Raw genomic sequence first — 18,278 nt, forward strand, 5'->3', positions numbered from 1 at the left:
CGCCCGTCACTCCGCGGCGGGCGGTACCGGCAAGACCTGGCGCAGGTGCGGGTCGGGGTGGAAGTCCCTGCGCCACTCGCGCGGATAGCCGACGGACGCCTCGATGTGCGGCACCCCGTCGTGCACGGTGGTGCGGGGGATGTGCAGGTGGCCGTAGACGACGGCCGCCGCCTCGTACTTCAGGTGCCAGTCGGCGGACCGCTCGGTGCCGCACCACAGGGCGAACTCGGGGTAGCGCAGGATCCGGGTGGGTTCGCGCAGCAGCGGCCAGTGGTTGATCAGGACGGTGGGCAGGCCCGCGGGCCGCTCGGCGAGCCGTTCCTCGGTGTGCTTGACGCGGGCGCGGGACCAGTCGTCGCGGGTCGCGTACGGGTCGGGGTGCAGGAAGTACTCGTCCGTGCAGACGACGCCCGCCTCGTGGGCGGCCTCCAGGGCCTGCTCCTTGGTGTGCGTGCCCTCGGGGCGGAAGGTGTAGTCGTAGAGCAGGAAGAGCGGGGCGACCACGACCGGGCCGCCCGCTCCCCGCCACACGCGATAGGGGTCCTCGGGGGTGGCCACGCCCAACTCGCGGCAGAGCGCGACGATGTGCCGGTAGCGCTCGTCGCCGCGCAGCTGGACCGGATCGTCCTTGGGCGTCCACAGCTCGTGGTTGCCGGGCGACCACACCACCTTGGCGAAGCGCCCGGCGAGCGTGCGCAGCGCCCACTCGATGTCGGCCATGCGCTCGGCGACGTCGCCGGCCACTATCAGCCAGTCCTCGTCCGTCTCGGGCCGGATGGACTCGACGTACGTCCTGTTCTCCGCGTACGCCACGTGCAGGTCGCTGATCGCGAGCAGCTTGGGAGTCTTCTCGGATGCCATCACGGTGCGAGGCTAACCGAGTCAGTGGTGATCGCCCTCCCCCCGCTGGATCGCCAGGTACTCCTCGGGCGTCGCTTTGGGCACCTGCGCCTTGGGCCCGTACATGGCGCGGGCGAGCCGGGCCCGGACGCGTTCGGAGCGGCGGACCTTGCGGGTCACTCCGTTGGCGTCGACCGTGGGGCCGATCTCGTAGGGCCGGGGCTGTTCGTGGGCGGTGAGCCGGTAGAGCTCGGCCTGCGGCAGCGGTTCGTGGATCTCGACGTACTCGCCGTGCGGGAGGCGTTTGATGGTGCCGGTCTCCCTGCCGTGCAGCACCTTCCCCTGGTCCCGGTGCTGCAGGCCGAGGCAGATGCGGTGCGTGACGACGAACGCGAGGACGGGGACGACGAAGAAGCCGATCCGCACGAGCCAGGTGATGGCGTTGATGGAGAGGTGGAAGTGGGTGGCCCACAGGTCGTTGCCGCCGCCGACCATCAGGACGCCGAAGAGCGCGAGCCAGGCGACACCGAGCCCGGTGCGCACCGGCGCGTTGCGCGGCCGGTCCGCGATGTGGTGCTCGCGCCGGTCGCCCTTGACCCAGGATTCGACGAACGGATAGACGGCGATCGCCATCAGGATCAGTGGGAAGAGCGAGAAGGGGATGAAGACGCCCAGGTTGAGCGTGTGTCCCCAGGCATTGATCTCCCAGCTGGGCATCACCCGGATCAGTCCCTCGGAGAAGCCCAGGTACCAGTCGGGTTGAGCGCCGGTGGAGACGACGTCGGGCCGGTAGGGGCCGATCGCGAAGACCGGGTTGATGGAGGCGACCGCACCCATGATCGCGAGCACCCCGAAGACGAGGAAGAAGAAGCCGCCCGCCTTGGCGATGTAGACGGGCAGGAGCGGCGCCCCGACCACGTTCTTCTCGGTTCTGCCGGGCCCGGCGAACTGGGTGTGCTTGTGGTAGAAGACCAGGATCAGGTGCGCGACGACGAGCCCGAGCATGATGCCGGGGAGCAGCAGCACGTGGATCGGGTAGAGCCGCGGAATGATGTCCTCGCCGGGGAACTCCCCGCCGAACAGGAAGAAGGAGAGGTACGTCCCGATGACGGGGGTGGCGAGGATGGCGCCCTGCGCGAAGCGGATGCCGGTGCCGGAGAGCATGTCGTCGGGGAGCGAGTAGCCGGTCAGGCCGGTGATGATGCCCAGGAACATCAGGGTCCAGCCGAAAAGCCAGTTGAGCTCGCGCGGCTTGCGGAACGCGCCGGTGAAGAACACCCGCATCATGTGCACGAGCATCGCGGCGACGAAGACGAGCGCGGCCCAGTGGTGGATCTGCCGGATCAGCAGGCCGCCGCGCACCTCCATGCTGATGTCCACCGTGGACTCGTACGCCCGGGAGACCAGGACGCCCTTGAGCGGTACGTACGGGCCGTTGTAGGTCACCTCGGACATGCTGGGGTCGAAGAAGAGGGTCAGATAGGTGCCGGTCAGGATCAGGATGATGAAGCTGTAGAGGCAGATCTCCCCGAACATGAACGACCAGTGGTCGGGAAAGATCTTGCGCATCTGGGTTCTGGCGAGGGTGTGGATGCCGAGCCGCCCGTCCGCCCAGTCGGCGACCCGCTCCCCCTTCCCCTGCCGTACAGGTTGTGCATTGGTCCCGGTGCGCTCGATGCGTCCGCTCATGCGACTCCCTCTCAGGCGGTACCAGGGTAGGTCGCGAGGACGACGGATCCAACAGTCACGGACGTGACATCTCACCCCGGTGGCGTCAACCGGTGCAGTCGCAGGGCGAGTTGGATCTCCAGGGTGCGGGCGGGGGTGTTCCAGTCGTCGCCGAGGGCGAAGCCCTGCACCAGGCGCAGCACGGTGAGCAGGACGGGTGCGCCGGCGCCGATGCTCGCGTGGGTGGGGAGGAGGCCCATCGCGAAGGTGGCGCCGCCCATCATCAGCAGGCTGACGACGAGCAGCTTCTTGCGGCCGATCCGGTCGCCGTAGTGGCCGAAGACGACTCCGCCGAGGGGGCATGCCGCGAAGCCCACCGCGTAGGTGAGGAAGGAGAGCAGCGTCCCGACGAGGGGGTCGATCGAGGGGAAGAAGAGGCTGTTGAAGACGAGGGCCGCGGCCGAGCCGTAGAGGAAGAAGTCGTACCACTCGACGGTGGTGCCGACGAGGCTCGCGGCCACGATACGGACAAGGCCGGTGCGGGTGGGCGGAGCGGTTCCTTGCGAGGCCATGTGCACCACTTCCGGGAGTTCTGCGGGGACGCTTCCGTACCGGCACAAGGTGGGAAACCGCAGATCAGTGGCGTATATGGCGGAGCACCATGGTTCGTCGCCCGGCCGTGTGCACGGCCGGCATGCCGGTCGTGGCCGGTACGGGACGGCCGGTCGCGGGATGCCGGTTCCGGCCACTTGTGACACCGCGTTATCACTTGATCCACATTCGTCTGGCACCTTCATGATCAAGAGGGCCGCACGACCTGCGGCCCTGCCACGGAGGGGAATGTGAGCACGTCACCCATGAGCACAACACCCAGACGCAGCACACGCGTTCAGAGATCCGTCAGGTCCGGCGCGGCCGGGGGCGCGGCCCTGCTGGGCGTCGCCGCCCTGTTGGCCGTGTCGGCACCCACCGCCCTGGCCGCGGATCCCGAGCCGGTGCCGGAGCTGATACCCGGCCAACGCACCGCGACGCCCGCCCTGGTGGACGGCATCGAGGAGCACGCCCAGGCCTCGGGCAGCGCGGCGGACGCCGCCAAGAAGCACCTGGCGCAGAAGAAGAGCCGCTACCGCATAGCCGACCCCCGGCGGGACCTGACCGCCGGGCGCACGGTGCACGGACGCGCCGGTGACGCCGTCCGCTTCCAGCAGAAGCACCGGGGCATACCGGTGCTCGGCGGCCAGTACCTGGTGCGCCTGGCGAAGAAGGGCGACGAGCGGGTCGTCACGGGCACGTCCGGCAAGTACTTCACCGGGCTCACGGTGAGGGCCGACGCCAAGGTGTCGGAGCGCACGGCCGTCGAGCGGGCCACCTCGGCCGCGCTCTCCGGGCCGGCCGAGGGCGGGGCGAGCACCTGGACGAAGCTGGGCGGGCCGAAGGCCGAGGACCACCGCGCCGAGGGCAAGGGCACCCGGGGCAAGGGGACTTCCCCGAAGAAGCCCGCCCTCACCGGAACGTCCCACGGCCTCGTCGTCCTGCCGCGGGGCGAGGGCGTCCTGACCTACCACGTCACCGTCACGGGCCAGGACCCGGCGACCGGCGCGCCGGTCAAGCAGGAGATCTACGTCGACGCGGACGCGGGCTTCCCGGTTCTGAGCTACTCCGGCATCCAGGCGTTCGACGACGCGGCCGGCCACCCCGGCCAGGCGGGTTCGGGCGTGAAGCTGGACGGCGGCAAGGTCGCACTCGACGTCACCAAGGACGCGAAGTCCGGGGCGTACGGACTGATCGACCAGCGTCGGCAGTGGAGCGGCAGCAAGAACCCCATCACCACGTACGACGCCAGGGACGTGGACGCGAACGACGCGTCGGGCAAGTGGCCTTCGGGCCTCAAAGACGTCACGTCGCCGACCCCCGCGTTCGGCAAGGACGCCACCGAGTCGGGCGCGGTCGACGCGCACTGGGCGGCTGGGCGGGTCTACGACTACTACAAGGCCGAGCACGGCAGGGACAGCCTGGACGGCAAGGGCATGGCCATCAACTCCCTGGTGGGCGTGACGGATCAGGGCCTGCCGTTCGTCAACGCCTTCTGGGACGGCCAGAAGATGGTCTACGGGGGAGGCGACGAGGAGAACAGGGTCTTCTCCGCCGACCTGGACGTGGTGGGACACGAGATGACGCACGGCGTCGTCGAGCACACCGCGGGCCTCGTCTACACCGGCCAGTCCGGCGCCCTGAACGAAGCGGTCGCCGACTACTTCGGCAACGCCATCGACGTGAACGCGACCGGCAACGCGGGCTCCCCCGAGGCCTCGCTGATCGGCGAGAACCTGTGCCGCACGCAGGGGCCGAAGGACTGCGCGATGCGCGACCTGAACGACGGCCGCACCACCGCCAAGGACTTCCTCGGCGTCACCTACGCCACCGACAGCGGCGGGGTGCACCTCAACTCCACCATCTTCTCCGGGGCGTTGTGGGACATCCGTGAGGACCTCGGCGGCAAGCGCGCCGACCGGATCGTCTACAAGGCGCTCAGCGAGTACCTGACCCCGCTCGACGGCTTCACCGAGGCCCGCAACGCGGTGGTCGCCGCCGCCAAGGACCTCGGCGTCAAGGGCGCCGACCTGCGCTCGGTCACCCGGGCCTTCGACGCGCACGGCATCGTCAAGGGCTGGGAGAAGGCCATCGGCGCCGACTCCGACAAGCTGCTCGGCGACCTGAACACCACGTCGACCGGCGCGGGCGCGGGCGGCGGCTGGTGGGCCACGTCCAAGTCCGACGAGGAGGGCGGCGAGCCGTACTCGGTCTACGCGGGCCGCACGAACGGCAAGGGCGCCCCGAAGCTGATCAGCCCCAACGACGGCCGCTTCCACGTTTACGCGGACACCGACGGCAAGACGGTCGCCTGGGTCGCGTACGGCGCGAACAGCGTGGACGTCCTCTCCCGCCCGCTGGCGGGCGGCCCGGTCAAGAAGCTCTGGTCGGCGGGGACGACCGTCGGCAACGTCCGGGTCTCGGGCGACACGGTCGCCTGGCAGGAGTCGAGCCCCTTCGGCCAGCAGCGCGTCGCGTACATCAAGCCCGGTGAGCGCGAGCCGCACTTCGTGGACGGCGGCCGCTACGAGGTGCTGACCGCGCTGCCCACACTGCGGGGCGACAAGCTGGGGTACGCCAAGGTCTACACCGACGGCGACGGCTACCAGCAGGTCTCGACCGAGATCACGGACGTGCGGACCGGTCGGCAGACGCTGGTCCCCGCCAAGGAGAGCCGCCTCGGCATCTCCACGCCCACGATCAACGGAAAGTACCTGTACTGGCTGGTCGACGACATCGCCGACGACAACCGGCAGGGCCTGCGCCGGGCGAAGCTCGACGGCACGGGGCTGACCGACGTCATCCCCGAGGACAGCGAGGACGCCTACCTCTGGGGCGTGGACGCCTCCGACACGGCACTGACGCTGACGCGGTGGAAGCCCGAGCGCGGCTGGAGCAACGGCAACCTCACCAAGCTCGTCCAAACGGACCTGAACGGCAAGGGCGCCCAGCGGGTCTCCTGCAACCGCGGCGAGCAGAGCCACGGCGCGGCCGACGCCGGCCGGCGCGTGGTGTGGATCGACGGCACCACCGGCCACACCGATCTGGTCACCCGGTCCCGCCCGGCGGGCAACTGCTCGTAGTACGGGCCGAATCCGGCGGAAGAGAACCAATGCACCAGTGCGCCCCGCTTCCTCCAGGCACGGAGGGCGGGGCGCACCCTTGAGCCGGAAATTACCCACAAGTATGCCGTGACTTCGCACACTCCCCGCAGTAGAACTCGTTTCCATTCACTCACAAGTGAGGTAGATCACATGAGTGCATCAGCAGTGCATGGCACTGGATCTGACGGTGTGTCACGTCGGAGATTCATTGCAGGAACAGGTTCTATTCTTGGGGCTGCTGCGCTGGCCGGGCAGGCCACGTCGGCCCGCGCCAGGACCGGCCCCGCCGTCATCGCGGACGGAGCCAACATCCCGGCCCTGGTGATCGGCACCGGCTACGGCGGCTCGGTGGCCGCGCTGCGGCTCGCCGAGGCGGGCGTGGACGTGCAGATGGTCGAGATGGGGATGGCCTGGGACACCCCGGGACCCGACGGCAAGATCTTCGCCAACACCACGGCCCCCGACCAGCGTTCCTTCTGGCTGCGCACCAGGACCAAGCAGCCCATCAGCAACTTCCTCGGCTTCCCGATCGACAAGGACGTCCCCCGCTACACCGGCATCCTGGACGCCGAGGAGTTCGGCGGCATCATCGTCTATCAGGGCCGCGGCGTCGGCGGCGGCTCCCTGGTCAACGGCGGGATGGCGGTCACGCCCAGGCGCGAGAACTTCGGCGCCGTCCTGCCGACGGTCGACGCGGGCGAGATGTACGGCACGTACTACCCGCGCGCCAACGCGGGCCTCGGCGTCAACACCATCGATCCCGCGTGGTTCGAGACCGCAGAGTGCTACCAGTACGCCCGGGTCGGCCGCAAGCACGCCCAGCGCTCCGGCTTCACCTTCACCTTCGTGCCCGACGTGTACGACTGGGAGTACATGAAGAAGGAACAGGCGGGCACCGTCCCCAAGTCGGCGCTCGCGGGCGAGATCCTCTACGGCAACAACTACGGCAAGAAGTCCCTGCAGCAGACCTACCTCGCCCGCATCAAGGCGACCGGCCGGGTCACCATCTCCCCGCTGCACCGGGTCACTTCGGTCACCCCGGCGGCCGGCGGCGGCTACACGGTCACCATGGAGCAGCTGAACACCGGCGGCGGCACGGTCGCCACCAAGTCCGTGACGGCCGACAAGGTCTTCTTCGCCGCGGGCAGCGTCGGCACCAGCAAGCTCCTGGTCAAGCTGAAGGCCACCGGGGCACTGCCCCGTCTCAACGGCGAGATCGGCAAGGGCTGGGGCGACAACGGCAACGTCATGGTCGGCCGCGCCAACCACCTGTGGGACCCCACGGGCAAGCTCCAGTCGTCCATCCCCACGGCCGGCATCGACAACTGGGCCGCGGGCGGCGCCTTCGCCGAGGTCGCGCCGCTGCCGACCGGCATCGAGACGTACGCCTCGTTCTACCTGTCGATCACCAAGACGCCGCACCGCGCCGAGTTCACCTGGAACGCCGCGGCGAACCGGGCCGAACTCAACTGGCAGACCGCCTGGAAGCAGTCGTCGATCGACGCCGCCAAGACGATCTTCGACAAGATCAACTCCAAGGAGGGAACGATCTACCGGACCGACCTCTTCGGCACCTACAAGATCTGGGGCGACCACCTCACGTACCACCCGCTCGGCGGCGCGGTGCTCGGCAAGGCCACCGACAACTACGGGCGCCTGCAGGGCTATCCGGGGCTCTACGTCATCGACGGCGCCCTGATCCCGGGCAACACCAGCGTCAACCCGTTCGTCACGATCACGGCGCTCGCCGAGCGGAACATCGAGAAGGTCATCGCGACCGATCTGTGAGCCGCACCGGCCGCGAGAGCCGCGGCCCTCGCACCACCGAACGGCCCGTCCTCGCTCAGGGCTTGGGCAGCACGCACACCGTGTCGAGGCCCAGCACGTGATTGAGCCTGCCGAAGGCGAGCCAGGAACCGATGCTCATGCTCAGCTCCACGATCTCGGCCTGACTGTAGTGCGCGGTCATCCGCGTCCAGAACTCCTCGTCGAGGTTGTGGTGGTCCAGGGCGTACCGCTCGGCGTACTCCGCGGCCAGCCTCGTGCGGTCGTCGAAGAGGCCGGTGGTGCGCCACTGGGTCACCGCGTCGGCGAAGTCGTCCCCGACCTTCTCGCCGTCCCGCTCGGTGCGCCAGTCCAGGCAGAACACACAGCCGTTGATCTGCGCGACCCGCAGCCTGGCCGCCTCGAACTCGCGCAGACCGAGCGTCGTGTGGGCGTACACCGCCAGCGAGAAATTCGACGCGGCCGTCCCGATCCCGGGGACCATGTCGCCCCACACGTACGGGATCGCGTCCTGCCCCTCGGGGATGTCGATGCGCAGGGAACCGCCCATGGGTTCACTTCCTTCCGAGTCGGCCCGCTGCCGGACGCAACGGGACGTCGAGTGCGTCGTAGAGGCCCGGTTCTGCGTTCACGAGCCAGTCGACGGCGTTCACGAGGCGGCCCACCGCCGTGGCGTTGCCGCCCGCGGAGCGGTTCTCGCCCTCGTCGGTGGCCTCGACCGTCACCTCGATGCGCGGCCGGCCCTCGACGATCACACGGTGGGCGCCGTCGCCGCCGTCGGGCGGGGTCGGCCAGTGCGGCGCGCAGGAGGGGTGGATGCGGGTGACGTGCTCGATGACGATGCGGGGTTCGCCGTCGACGATGCCCTGCACCTCGAAGCGGACCGCGCCCTGCGTGCCCGCGCCGAACTCGCCCATCGTGCGGGTGTGCACGGTGGCCTCCAGCGGATGGCGCGCCATCGTCTCGCGGATCTCGTCGATCCGGACGTCGAGGGCCCTGGCCATCAGGCGTATCTGGCCGCCCCACACCATGGTCGGCACCGAGGGCGCGAGCATCAGCGGCTCGTAGTCCATCGGGTGCCCCATGCCGATCAGATCGCGGACCGCGTCCGCCTGGTCGTACGTCGAGTAGTCGAAGATCTCCTGGCAGCGGATCGCGTCGACCGTGGAGCCGAGGCCGCTGACGAGCAGCGGCAGGACGTCGTTGCCCCAGCCGGGATCGACGCCGGAGACGAACAGCGACCCGCCGCCCTCCGCGACCGCCGCGAGCACCGGATCCCTGAACTCCGGTGGCGCGCTCAGCTGGTCGTAGAGCGGGTACAGCGCGGGCGTGACGACCACCGCGCCGGCGCGCACCGCCCTGACGACGTCGTCGAGCGCCTCGTCGGGACGCAGGTCGCCCGAGGCCGCGTACACCACCGCGCGCGGCCGGGCGGCGAGGACCGCCTCGATGCCGTCGGTCGCCGTGACGCCCAACGTCCGGTCGAGACCGGCCAGTTCGCCCGCGTCGACGCCGACTTTGGCAGGGCTGTGCACCAGCACGGCCGCGAGTGTCAGCTCAGGATGGGCATCGACGGCACGCACGGCCGCACGGCCGACGTTGCCGGTGCCCCAGACCACCGTGGGAATCATGCGCGGAGGGTAGCGAGGGGCGTCGACGGTTGACAGAGGCGCGGCCCGACAAGAAGAGATACGTTCGCTTCCGCGTCTCTCCCAAGTCCCCTACCGCCGGTACGCTTGACGCATGCTCCTGGGGCGTACCGCGGAATGTGCTCGTCTTCTCGCCCTCATCGACAAGGCACGCGGGGGCGAGAGCGGTGCCCTGCTCGTCCGCGGGGAGGCCGGGATCGGCAAGACCAGCCTCGTCGGTCACGTCGCCGAACAGGCCGACGACCTCCTGCGGCTCGGCACCCGCGGCGTGGAAGTCGAGTCCGATCTGCCCTACGTGGGCCTCGCCGATCTGCTCCGGCCCGTCCTGCACTTCCTGGACCGCATCCCCGAGCGGCAGGCCGCCGCGCTCACCGGCGCCCTCGCCCTCGGCCCCGCCGTCGCCCAGGACCGCTTCGCGGTGGCCGCGGGCACCCTCAGCCTGCTCGGCGCGCTCGCCGAGGACGGTCCGGTCCTGGTCGTCGTCGACGACGCGCACTGGCTCGACCCGTACTCCCTGGACGCGCTCGCCTTCGCCACCCGCAGGCTGGGCCGCGAGGGCGTCGTCGTCCTGTTCACCGCCCGGGACGAGCTGGAGGAGGCCGCCTCCCGGCTCGCCTCCGTCGAAACCCTGACCCTCACCGGCCTCGACCCCGAGTCCGCGCACCGGCTGATCGCCGAGGAGGGCACCGCCGAACTCACCGCCCAGGAAGCCGCCCGGCTCCTCACGGAGGCACGCGGCAACCCCCTGGCCCTCATCGAACTGCCCGCCCTGCTGGCCGGCAGCGGCGCGGGCGGCGACGAGGGCGCCGAAGCGCCCCTGCCCATCGGCGAGATGCTGGTCCACACCTTCGGCAGCGCCGTGGCCCGGCTGCCCTCCGAGGCGCAGGACGCGATGCTGCTGCTCGCGGTCCTCGGCACCCGGCCGCTGGCCGGGACCGAGGCGGCGCTGCGGGCGCACGGGCTCAGCTACGAGTCGCTGGAGGCCGCCGAGGCAGCGGGCCTGGTCGTCGAGGAGCGGGACGGCTACGCCTTCCGGCACCCGCTGGTCCGCTCGGCGGTCTACCACGGCGCGACACCCGTGCGCAGGCGGCGGGCCCACCACGCCATCGCCCGCTCCTTGCAGGGCGCGACCGCCCCGGCCCTGGAGCAGTACGCCTGGCATCTGGCCGCCTCGGGCGCCGAACCGGACGAGCACGTGGCGTCCCTCTTGGAGAACGCCGCATCCGGCGCCCCCGAGACCCTCGCCTACCCGCTGGCCTCCCGGCTGTACGAGCGGGCCGCGCGCTTCAGCCCGGCCGGGCAGCGCACGGCGGAGCGGCTGCTGTGCGCGGCCCGCGCCTCGCAGGCCGCGGGCTCCCTGAACGAGGCCGCCGCGATCCTGGACCGCGCCCTGGAGCACGCCGAACAGCTCGGCACCCAGCTCGACATCCGCCAGCTCCGCTGCTACTTGGACGTGCAGCGCGGCCGGCCGACCCGCTCGCGCGAGCTCCTCAGGTCCGCCGTCGACGAGGCGGAGAAGGTCGACCCGGCGCTCGCCGCGGTCATGCTCGGCGGCATCGCGCTCACCGAACTGGCGATCGGCGACCTCACCGCGGCCCGCCACACCTCCGCCTCGGCGATGGAGCTCGCCGACTCGGCGCACGAAACGCTGCTGCCCGTACGGCTGTTGCACACCCTGGTGCTGCTGCTGGGCGGGGACGCGGAGGCGGGCCGCACGCTCCTGGGCGAGCTCGCGGAGCCCCTCGCCTCGCCCGACCCCGCCTTCCCCTACCCGCTCGCCGGGGTGGGTGGCCTGTGCTACCTCGCCGCCGAGGAACTGGACGAGGCGCACGGTCTCCTGGACCGCGCCGCGTACACGGCGCGCGGCTCCAGCGCGGTCGGGCTGCTCTCGCACCTCCTGGGCACCCTGTCCGTCGTCGAGTTCTGGCGGGGCCGCTGGACGCCCTCGCTCGCGCACGCCGACGAGGCGGTGCGGCTCGCCGAGGCCAGCGGGCAGCTGATCGAGGTGTCGCGTGCCTTCGCCGCCCTGGTCAGGACCGAGGCCGCACTCAACCGGGAGGAGGACTGCAGGCGGCACGCCGCGCAGGCCATGGAGTGGGCCGCCTCCACCGAACTGCAGATGGACGCGGCGCGGGCCCTCGGCGGACTCGGCCTCCTGGAGCTCGGTCTCGGCCGGTTCGAGGAGGCGGTGCACCACCTGGAGGAGGTACGGGCCTTCTCCCAGCGGCACGGGCGCGGCGACGGACTGTATCTGACGTGGGCGGCCGACCTCGCGGACGCGTACGTCCATCTGCACCGCACCGACGAGGCCCGTGAGGTCCTCGCCGTCCTGGAGTACGAGGCGGGCCGCGGCCACCGGCCCGTGACCGCGGGCGCGGCGGCCCGCTGCCGCGGGCTGCTCGAACCCGGCGACCCGGAGACCGTCTCGCGCCACATGCGGCGTTCCCTGGCCCTGCTGTCCGAGCGTCCGGTGCCCTTCGAGCGGGGACGTACCGAGTTCGCGTGGGGCGAGCGGTTGCGCAGGCAGGGCAGGCGCAGCGAGGCCCGGCGCCTCCTGGAGCGGGCGCTCGCCACGTTCGAGCGACTCGGCGCCGTGGGATGGGCGGCGCGGGTTGCCGCCGAACTGCACGCGGCGGGCGGCACCGAGGTGCGGCCCGAGCGCGCGCCGCTGGAGCGGCTGACCCCGCAGGAACTGCAGGTCGCACTGGTCGTCGGCCGGGGGCTGACCAACCACGAGGTCGCCGAGCGGCTCTTCCTCAGCGTCAAGACCGTCGAGTTCCACCTGAGCAACGTCTACCGCAAGCTCGACGGCGTGCACCGCAGGGCTCAGCTGGTCCGGCTGCTCGCCCAGGCCTCCGACGTCTCGGAGATCTCCGGGGTCTGATCCGCCAGCGCCCGTCGGCGATCGCGGGGCGGTTGCCGACGCGTCCGGCGAGGGGTGTGCCGAGCAGGGTGCCGAGCACGGAGCTCCCTCCCGCCGTGGCCGGTGAGGGCGAGGTCGCAGGCGGCCGGGGCCGTGGTGGTCACGAGGCGGCCCGCTCCTCGGGCATGTCGTCGGGCACGGGGCCCAACGGCTTCGCTTCGAGGTGTACTCGGTCCACCGCAGCGTCCAGGCGAGCGGCGCACCCGGCCGCGGTGTCGGCCTCGCACAGGACGTACGCGTACCGCTGGAGGTGGTCGAGCGGCGGCAGCCGCAGTGTGTCACCGGGCGCGGCCAGGGCGACGGACCTCAGCAGCCCCTGCCCCGCGTCGGCCTCGGGCACCGTCACGTGCTCCACCCGGCAGGGCTCCGACGGGTGGAGGAACCGGATGCCCGCGCTGCCCGCCCGGTCGGGCGTGAGGTCGGGCGGGGTGCGCACGGCGACGTCCACGGCGACCGGTCCGGGGTCGATGCCCGTGGCGAGGAAGCCGAGGTGCGGGATGAGGTCGCCGCCGAGCCGGCCGTTCACCTCGACGACCACGAATCCCCGTGTGGTCAGGCGCAGTTCGGTGTGGGTGAGAGCGTCGCCGATACGGAGTCCCCGGTGGGTCTCGGCGAGCACCCAGCGCAGCGTCGGGTCGTCGAGGAGCGGATCGTCGCCGCTGACCAGGTGGCCGGTCTCCTCGAAGTACGGGGAGGGGCCGACTTCCTTGCGGGCGAGGAACATCGGGGTGTAGCGGCCGTCGTGGACGACGCCGTCGACGCTGATCCCGGGACCGTCCAGGTACTCCTCGACGAGGATGCCCGCACGGTGGGCCGGGACGCCCGGGCAGTGGGCCGCCCGCGCGGTGGCGAACAGGCCCCGCAGGTCGCCCGCCGTGCGCACCAGGGCGACGCCGCGGCTCGCGTCGGGCCCGCGGGGCCTGACCACCACGGGGTAGCCGATCCACTCGGCCGCGGCGGCCGCCGCCGCGAGGTCGGCGACCAGGGCGTGGCGGGGCTGCGGCAGTCCGGCGTCACGCAGCAGTGCGCGGGTGCGGTGCTTGTCGCGGCAGTTGCGGACGGCGGTGAGGGACGGGCCCGGCAGGTCGAGGGCCTCGGCGACCTGGGCGGTGGGCAGGACCAGTGCCTCGTCGTAGCACAGGACGCCGCGCACCTTCCTGATTCCGGCGACCTCACGGGCCGCGCGGATCAGGGCGTTGACGTCGGTGGGGTCGACCGTGGCCGCCCCGGTGAGGTGCGGGGCCTGCCAGGTGGGAGCCGCCGCGTCGAGCAGCCAGAGGTCGGCGCGGAGCGCGGCGGAGCGCAGCAGGTAGGCGTGGTACTCCTCGGTGCCGCTGCCGATCACCAGGACGGTTCCCGCGGTGGTGCCGACGGATGTCATCGGGTCTCCTTCGCCGGGGCCTCGCGCCGGGGCCGGGCCACGCACTCGGGCGCGGACTCGAAGCCCTGCTCGCGGTAGAAGTCCCCGGTGTGGCCGCCGGGGTGGACGGGGTGGACGGGGTGGACGGGGTGGACGGGCGAGAGGATCACGGCGTGCACGTCCACGACCGCCGCGAGCCGCGGCAGGGCGAGGTCGAGGGAGGGGCCGCTGCGGCCCGCGACGAACAGCAGTCGTTTCACAGTCTTCTTCTCCGTGGGTACGGGATGCGCGCAGGTCTGGTGCGGGACGGGCGGGCTCAACGCGGGAGCGCGGTGCCAAGGCCCCGGTGGCGGGCGATGCGGTACACGCGGTGGGCCAGCGCGATGTCCTCGACGGCGAGGCCGAAGGGGTTGACGACGATCAGCTCGTCGTCGGACTCCCGTCCGGGGCACGCGCCGGAGAGCAGGTCGCCGATCGTGCCGGCGTCCTCTTCGCGTACGCGTCCCTCGCGCAGGAGCCGGCCGAGCAGCCGGTGCGGGTCGTCGCGGATGAGCGCCCAGTCGTCGACGTAGAGCTTGTCCGCGGTCAGGAGCACGTCCGCGGTGAGGTCGTCGAGCGAGACGTTCACCGCGAGGGCGCCGGGGGTCAGCCAGTCGCGTTCGACGTAGCCGCGCCGGGTGCTGGTGCAGGCGATCACCACGTCGGCGCCGTGCGCGGCCGTGCGGGCGTCCTCCGCGGCGAGGATCTTCACGCCGTAGGTGGCGAGGACCGCGCCGGTGTCCTGCTCGAACTGCGCGACGCGGCCCGGCACGCGGTCGTACACCCTGATCTCCTCAAGCCCCGGCAGCCTGCGGGCGAGCATCAGGGCGTGCTCGCGGGCGATGACGCCCGCGCCGTAGAGTGCCGCGACCCGCGCGCCGGGACGGGCCAGGCGGCGGACGGCGAGCACGGAGACGGCGGCGGTGCGCAGGGCACTGATGTACGCGCCCTCCATGACGCACAGCGGCCGTGCGGTCCTCGGGTCGAAGAGCACGGTCAGGCCGCCTGCGCGGGGCAGGCCCTGGGCGGCGTTCCCGGATTGGGCGTTGATGATCTTCGTCCCGGCGGCGGTGAGACCGCCGTGCACCAGAGCGGGCATGGCGCTGCTGCGAGCCGCGCCGCCGCCGGGCGGCTCCCAGCCGAGGCAGGACCCCGGCGGCAGGATCGTCCTGCCCTCGGCGTGCGCGACGAGCGTCTCGCGCATGCAGGCCAGCGGGTCGATCTCGGCGCAGGCCTGGCGCACCTCGTCGCCGCAGAGATAGGTGAGCGTGTCGGATCGTTGGGTGATGGTGCCGTGAGCGGGCATGGCGATGGGTCCCCCGTTGTGGCGCGCGGTGCGGTGGTACGCGGTGCTCCCCCGGTCGGGCGGGGAGCGTGGTGCACTTGGGTCAGGCGGGGAGCGGGGCGTCGAAGACGGCCGCCGCAGGGGGCGAGGGCCGCGCCGGGGTTCCCGGACGTCGACTCGACCGCGGTGCGCCCCTGGCCGGGCGGCCCGCGGTCCGCCAGGCCCTCGACAAGGGGCGTGGGCAGTCCGGCCCCCGACCGAACCGCCCAGGTCGAACTCCTCGCGTTTCAGACCCACTTCACGCCACCGCTTGGCCGCCTTCAGCCGTGCGGGCAGCAGTGGGGTGCGCCCGATCCCGCAGACGTCCCGCACCCGAGCGGGGGTGCCGTCGGGCACCCCCGTCCCCCGCCCTCGTGACGGTCGCTCCCCCGATCCTTGGCCGACCCGCCGTGCGTACACCCCCGTAGTACGTCCGGTCACCGGTCCTTCTCCCCCGTATCGGTGTTTCCAGGTCCGCCGCGACTCCGCGACCGTGGGTCCACCTTGGCCCTGCACACGGGCGGTCGCGACCGTGAAAACCCTGGGGTCCGGGGGCGGGGGCCGGGGTGGCCTGCCCTGCGCCGCGGGCCGGGCGTGACGGGTGGGGCGTGGGGCCTCGTACGCGGGGACGGCGAGCCGGTGGTTCCACCGTTCGGCCTCGGGTCACCGCGGCCGAACCCAGGGTTTTCCTCGGGCGGTTCGGGGTGGTCAGCTCGCCCCCAGCCGCCGTCGACAGGGATCGACGCGCCGGTGAGGTACCCGGTGTCAGGACCGCAGAGCCAGCGGGCGACGGCGGCGACCTCCGCCGGTTCGATCAGGCGCTTGATCGCCGAGCGGTCCAGGAGGACGTCCCTGACGACGTCCCGCGGAGCGATGCCGTGCACGGCGGCCTGGTCGGCGATCTGCCCCTCGACCAGGGGCGTACGGACGTAGCCGGGGCTGACGCAGTTGCTCGTGACGCCGCGCGGGGCGCCTTCGAGGGCGGCGACCTTGCTGAGCCCCTCCAGACCGTGCTTGGCGGCGACGTAGGCGGACTTGAACGGGCTGGCCCGCAGCCCGTGCACGCTGGAGATGTGCACCGCCCGGCCCCATCCCCGCCGGTACATGTGGGGCAGGCAGTGCCGCAAGAGCAGGAAGGGTGCAGTGACCATCAGGCGCTGGATCCGCTCGAAGACGGCGGGGTCGAACTCCTCGACGGGGGCGACGTGTTGGGTGCCCGCACTGTTGACCAGGATGTCGACTCCGGCGGGCAGTGCGGCGATCGCGGCCGCGTCGGTGAGGTCGGCGACGTGCGGCACGCCGCCGACTGTATCGGCCACGGACTTGGCCGACTCCGCGTCGATGTCTACGACGTGGACCAGACCACCCGAGGCGGCGAACGCCTCGGCGCAGGCCCGCCCGATGCCGCTCCCGGCGCCGGTCACCAGGACGGTGCGGCCGGTGAAGTGTGCGCTCGTCATGTGCGGAACGCCAAGGAGGCGGGAGCGGGTCCTCCCATGGTCGCGGGCACCACAGTGCGGAGGTCCGGGGCGTGGGCGGACACCGCCCCGAAGACGGAATATCCCCTGGCCAGGCGGCTGTTGGCCGCCCGCCCCGGCCGCCGGGCGGCGGCGCGCCACCTACCACGTCAAGGTGTCCACGAACAGACCGGCAGCCTTGATTCCGCCATCAACTACCGGGTTGTCTAGACCCATTGACAGCACTTCGCGGCCTCCATAGTGTCCCCAATACCGCTCGAATCAGCGCTCGAACAACATCACCGCACATCAACTATGCGTGGGGGGTTCGTGAACAGCACACCTGGTGCCGGCGACATTGGATTGGCAGCCCCCCAGAATCGAGAAGGCCTGCCAATCGTCAGCCTCGATCAGGCACACTCGCCGCAGAAAGTACTCGCCCACGGAGATCTGCTGCGCCGTTTCGTGGCGGGCCAGGAGATCAAGCCGGTCCACATGCGCATCGGCATCATGGGCGCCTGCAACATGCGTTGCAATTTCTGCAACTTCCACTCTCCCAACGAAGAGCAGTTCTACGACCTGTTCTCGTTCAAGGACTCGATCGCCACCGACAAGGCGGTCACGCTGCTGCGCGAATTCGCCGCCAACGACGGCCGCGCCGTGACCTTCTGCGGCAGCGGCGAGTGCACCATCCACCCCGGGTACGCCGAGATCTGCCGGGCCGGGCACACGGCCGGACTGCGGATCGGCCTGATCACCAACGGCTCACGCCTGGGCCGCCCGAAGGTCGCCGACTGCGTCGCCGAGACGCACACCTGGGTCCGCATCGGCCTGAACGCCGGCACGGAGACCACCTTCGACGACATCACGCGGGACCGCGAGCAGACGTTCTCGAAGTTCATCGGCTCGGTCGGCAAGCTCAGGGAGAAGGCCGTCGACCCGGACTTCCGCATCGGCTTCAACTACGTCATCACCCTGCAGAACTATCGGGAGATCATCGAGGCGGCTCGTATCGCCCGCGATTCCGGGGCGCATTACGTGCGCTTCGAGCCCGAGTTCTACAGCGCGATGGGGCACGAGACCATCGAATCGGTGATGTCGGAGATCGCCGAATCCCTCACCCGCGCCGCCGAGTTCTCCACGGACGCCTTCGAGGTGTCGGTGCCGAAACTCGACCGCGGCCCGATGGACCAGGTGGAAGAGGTCGAGGGCGATTTCGACCGCTGCCACTACAGCCGCTTCGTCACGGCGGTCGGCGCCGACGGAAATCTCTACCCGTGCCCGCAGGTGCACCTCAACAGCCGCTACCTGATCGGCAACGTCGTCGAGCAGGGCTACGCGGAGGTACTCGACGGCGGCCCGCGCGCCGAGTGGGAGGAGTCCAACCCGCGCAGGACCGACCTGTGCAAGTCGTGCTTCTACCGCCCGCAGAACGAGCTCCTCGAGCTCCTCAAGCGCGGCCAGATCAAGCTCGACGAGGCCCTGCACGACTACGCGCTGGAAGTGCCGAGCACTCTGCACGGCGACTTCGTCTGAGC

At 71.3% G+C, this 18,278-nt stretch carries 11 protein-coding genes and 2 pseudogenes; 4 read left to right on the forward strand and 9 right to left on the reverse strand.

Translation table 11 applies throughout. The annotated features are described in order from the left end of the window. Positions 1-6: 6 nt before the first annotated feature. The 3 genes and pseudogenes from ACZ592_RS13860 to ACZ592_RS13870 all read right to left on the reverse strand — a co-directional run. A complete protein-coding gene (locus tag ACZ592_RS13860) occupies positions 7-861 on the reverse strand; it encodes a metallophosphoesterase family protein (RefSeq protein WP_471581931.1) in 855 nt (284 codons plus the stop codon). 21 nt (positions 862-882) lie between these two features. Next, positions 883-2,529 (reverse strand): cytochrome bc1 complex cytochrome b subunit, encoded by a 1,647-nt coding sequence (qcrB, locus tag ACZ592_RS13865; protein ID WP_471581737.1) that lies wholly within the window; start codon positions 2,527-2,529, stop codon positions 883-885. A 140-nt stretch (positions 2,530-2,669) separates the two neighbouring features. After that, positions 2,670-3,080, reverse strand: a pseudogene (locus ACZ592_RS13870) (MFS transporter); the annotation flags it as partial. A gap of 285 nt (positions 3,081-3,365) precedes the next feature. On the opposite strand from ACZ592_RS13870, the gene ACZ592_RS13875 reads away from it, so the two are divergent. Together ACZ592_RS13875 and ACZ592_RS13880 are read left to right on the forward strand one after the other, a co-directional pair. Continuing rightward, positions 3,366-6,182: a M4 family metallopeptidase gene (locus tag ACZ592_RS13875; protein ID WP_471581738.1), complete on the forward strand. Its 2,817-nt coding sequence runs from the start codon at positions 3,366-3,368 to the stop codon at positions 6,180-6,182. Positions 6,183-6,353: 171 nt separating this feature from the next. Further along, positions 6,354-7,991, forward strand: a complete 1,638-nt coding sequence (locus ACZ592_RS13880; RefSeq protein WP_471581739.1) for a GMC oxidoreductase — start codon at positions 6,354-6,356, stop codon at positions 7,989-7,991. A gap of 55 nt (positions 7,992-8,046) precedes the next feature. Here the strand turns inward: ACZ592_RS13880 and ACZ592_RS13885 are convergent, their stop codons facing one another. Continuing rightward, positions 8,047-8,538, reverse strand: a complete 492-nt coding sequence (locus ACZ592_RS13885) for a carboxymuconolactone decarboxylase family protein (RefSeq protein WP_471581740.1) — start codon at positions 8,536-8,538, stop codon at positions 8,047-8,049. A gap of 4 nt (positions 8,539-8,542) precedes the next feature. Then, complete coding sequence (locus ACZ592_RS13890) at positions 8,543-9,619, reverse strand: NAD(P)H-dependent amine dehydrogenase family protein (RefSeq protein WP_471581741.1); 1,077 nt, start codon at positions 9,617-9,619, stop codon at positions 8,543-8,545. 112 nt (positions 9,620-9,731) lie between these two features. Here ACZ592_RS13890 and ACZ592_RS13895 point away from each other — a divergent pair, with 112 nt between their 5' ends. Beyond that, entirely contained in the window at positions 9,732-12,521 is a 2,790-nt protein-coding gene (locus tag ACZ592_RS13895) for a helix-turn-helix transcriptional regulator (RefSeq protein WP_471581742.1), read from the forward strand. 139 nt (positions 12,522-12,660) lie between these two features. On the opposite strand, the gene ACZ592_RS13900 is transcribed toward ACZ592_RS13895, so the two are convergent. The 4 genes and pseudogenes from ACZ592_RS13900 to ACZ592_RS13915 form a co-directional block, all read right to left on the reverse strand. Continuing rightward, the gene (locus tag ACZ592_RS13900) at positions 12,661-13,941 is read right to left on the reverse strand and encodes an ATP-grasp domain-containing protein (RefSeq protein ID WP_471581743.1); all 1,281 of its coding nucleotides are present in this window, start codon (positions 13,939-13,941) and stop codon (positions 12,661-12,663) included. Next, a complete protein-coding gene (locus tag ACZ592_RS13905) occupies positions 13,938-14,180 on the reverse strand; it encodes a hypothetical protein (protein WP_471581744.1) in 243 nt (80 codons plus the stop codon). The genes ACZ592_RS13900 and ACZ592_RS13905 overlap by 4 nt, the downstream gene beginning before the upstream one ends. Before the next feature lie 56 nt (positions 14,181-14,236). Continuing rightward, complete coding sequence (locus ACZ592_RS13910; protein ID WP_471581745.1) at positions 14,237-15,265, reverse strand: ornithine cyclodeaminase family protein; 1,029 nt, start codon at positions 15,263-15,265, stop codon at positions 14,237-14,239. 734 nt (positions 15,266-15,999) lie between these two features. Further along, positions 16,000-16,743, reverse strand: a pseudogene (locus tag ACZ592_RS13915) (SDR family oxidoreductase); the annotation flags it as partial. A gap of 462 nt (positions 16,744-17,205) precedes the next feature. Here ACZ592_RS13915 and ACZ592_RS13920 point away from each other — a divergent pair. After that, entirely contained in the window at positions 17,206-18,276 is a 1,071-nt protein-coding gene (locus ACZ592_RS13920) for a radical SAM protein (RefSeq protein ID WP_471581746.1), read from the forward strand. Positions 18,277-18,278: the final 2 nt, after the last annotated feature.

This window comes from Streptomyces sp. NPDC040622 (assembly GCF_055593965.1).

Excerpts from the sequence above, each read along its gene's own strand:
- ACZ592_RS13890 (WP_471581741.1), bottom strand. The coding sequence starts at position 9,619 with ATGATTCCCACGGTGGTCTGGGGCACCGGCAACGTCGGCCGTGCGGCC.
- ACZ592_RS13900 (WP_471581743.1), bottom strand. The coding sequence starts at position 13,941 with ATGACATCCGTCGGCACCACCGCGGGAACCGTCCTGGTGATCGGCAGC.
- ACZ592_RS13910 (WP_471581745.1), bottom strand. The coding sequence starts at position 15,265 with ATGCCCGCTCACGGCACCATCACCCAACGATCCGACACGCTCACCTAT.
- ACZ592_RS13860 (WP_471581931.1), bottom strand. The coding sequence starts at position 861 with ATGGCATCCGAGAAGACTCCCAAGCTGCTCGCGATCAGCGACCTGCAC.
- ACZ592_RS13875 (WP_471581738.1), top strand. The coding sequence starts at position 3,366 with ATGAGCACAACACCCAGACGCAGCACACGCGTTCAGAGATCCGTCAGG.
- ACZ592_RS13885 (WP_471581740.1), bottom strand. The coding sequence starts at position 8,538 with ATGGGCGGTTCCCTGCGCATCGACATCCCCGAGGGGCAGGACGCGATC.
- qcrB (WP_471581737.1), bottom strand. The coding sequence starts at position 2,529 with ATGAGCGGACGCATCGAGCGCACCGGGACCAATGCACAACCTGTACGG.
- ACZ592_RS13895 (WP_471581742.1), top strand. The coding sequence starts at position 9,732 with ATGCTCCTGGGGCGTACCGCGGAATGTGCTCGTCTTCTCGCCCTCATC.
- ACZ592_RS13880 (WP_471581739.1), top strand. The coding sequence starts at position 6,354 with ATGAGTGCATCAGCAGTGCATGGCACTGGATCTGACGGTGTGTCACGT.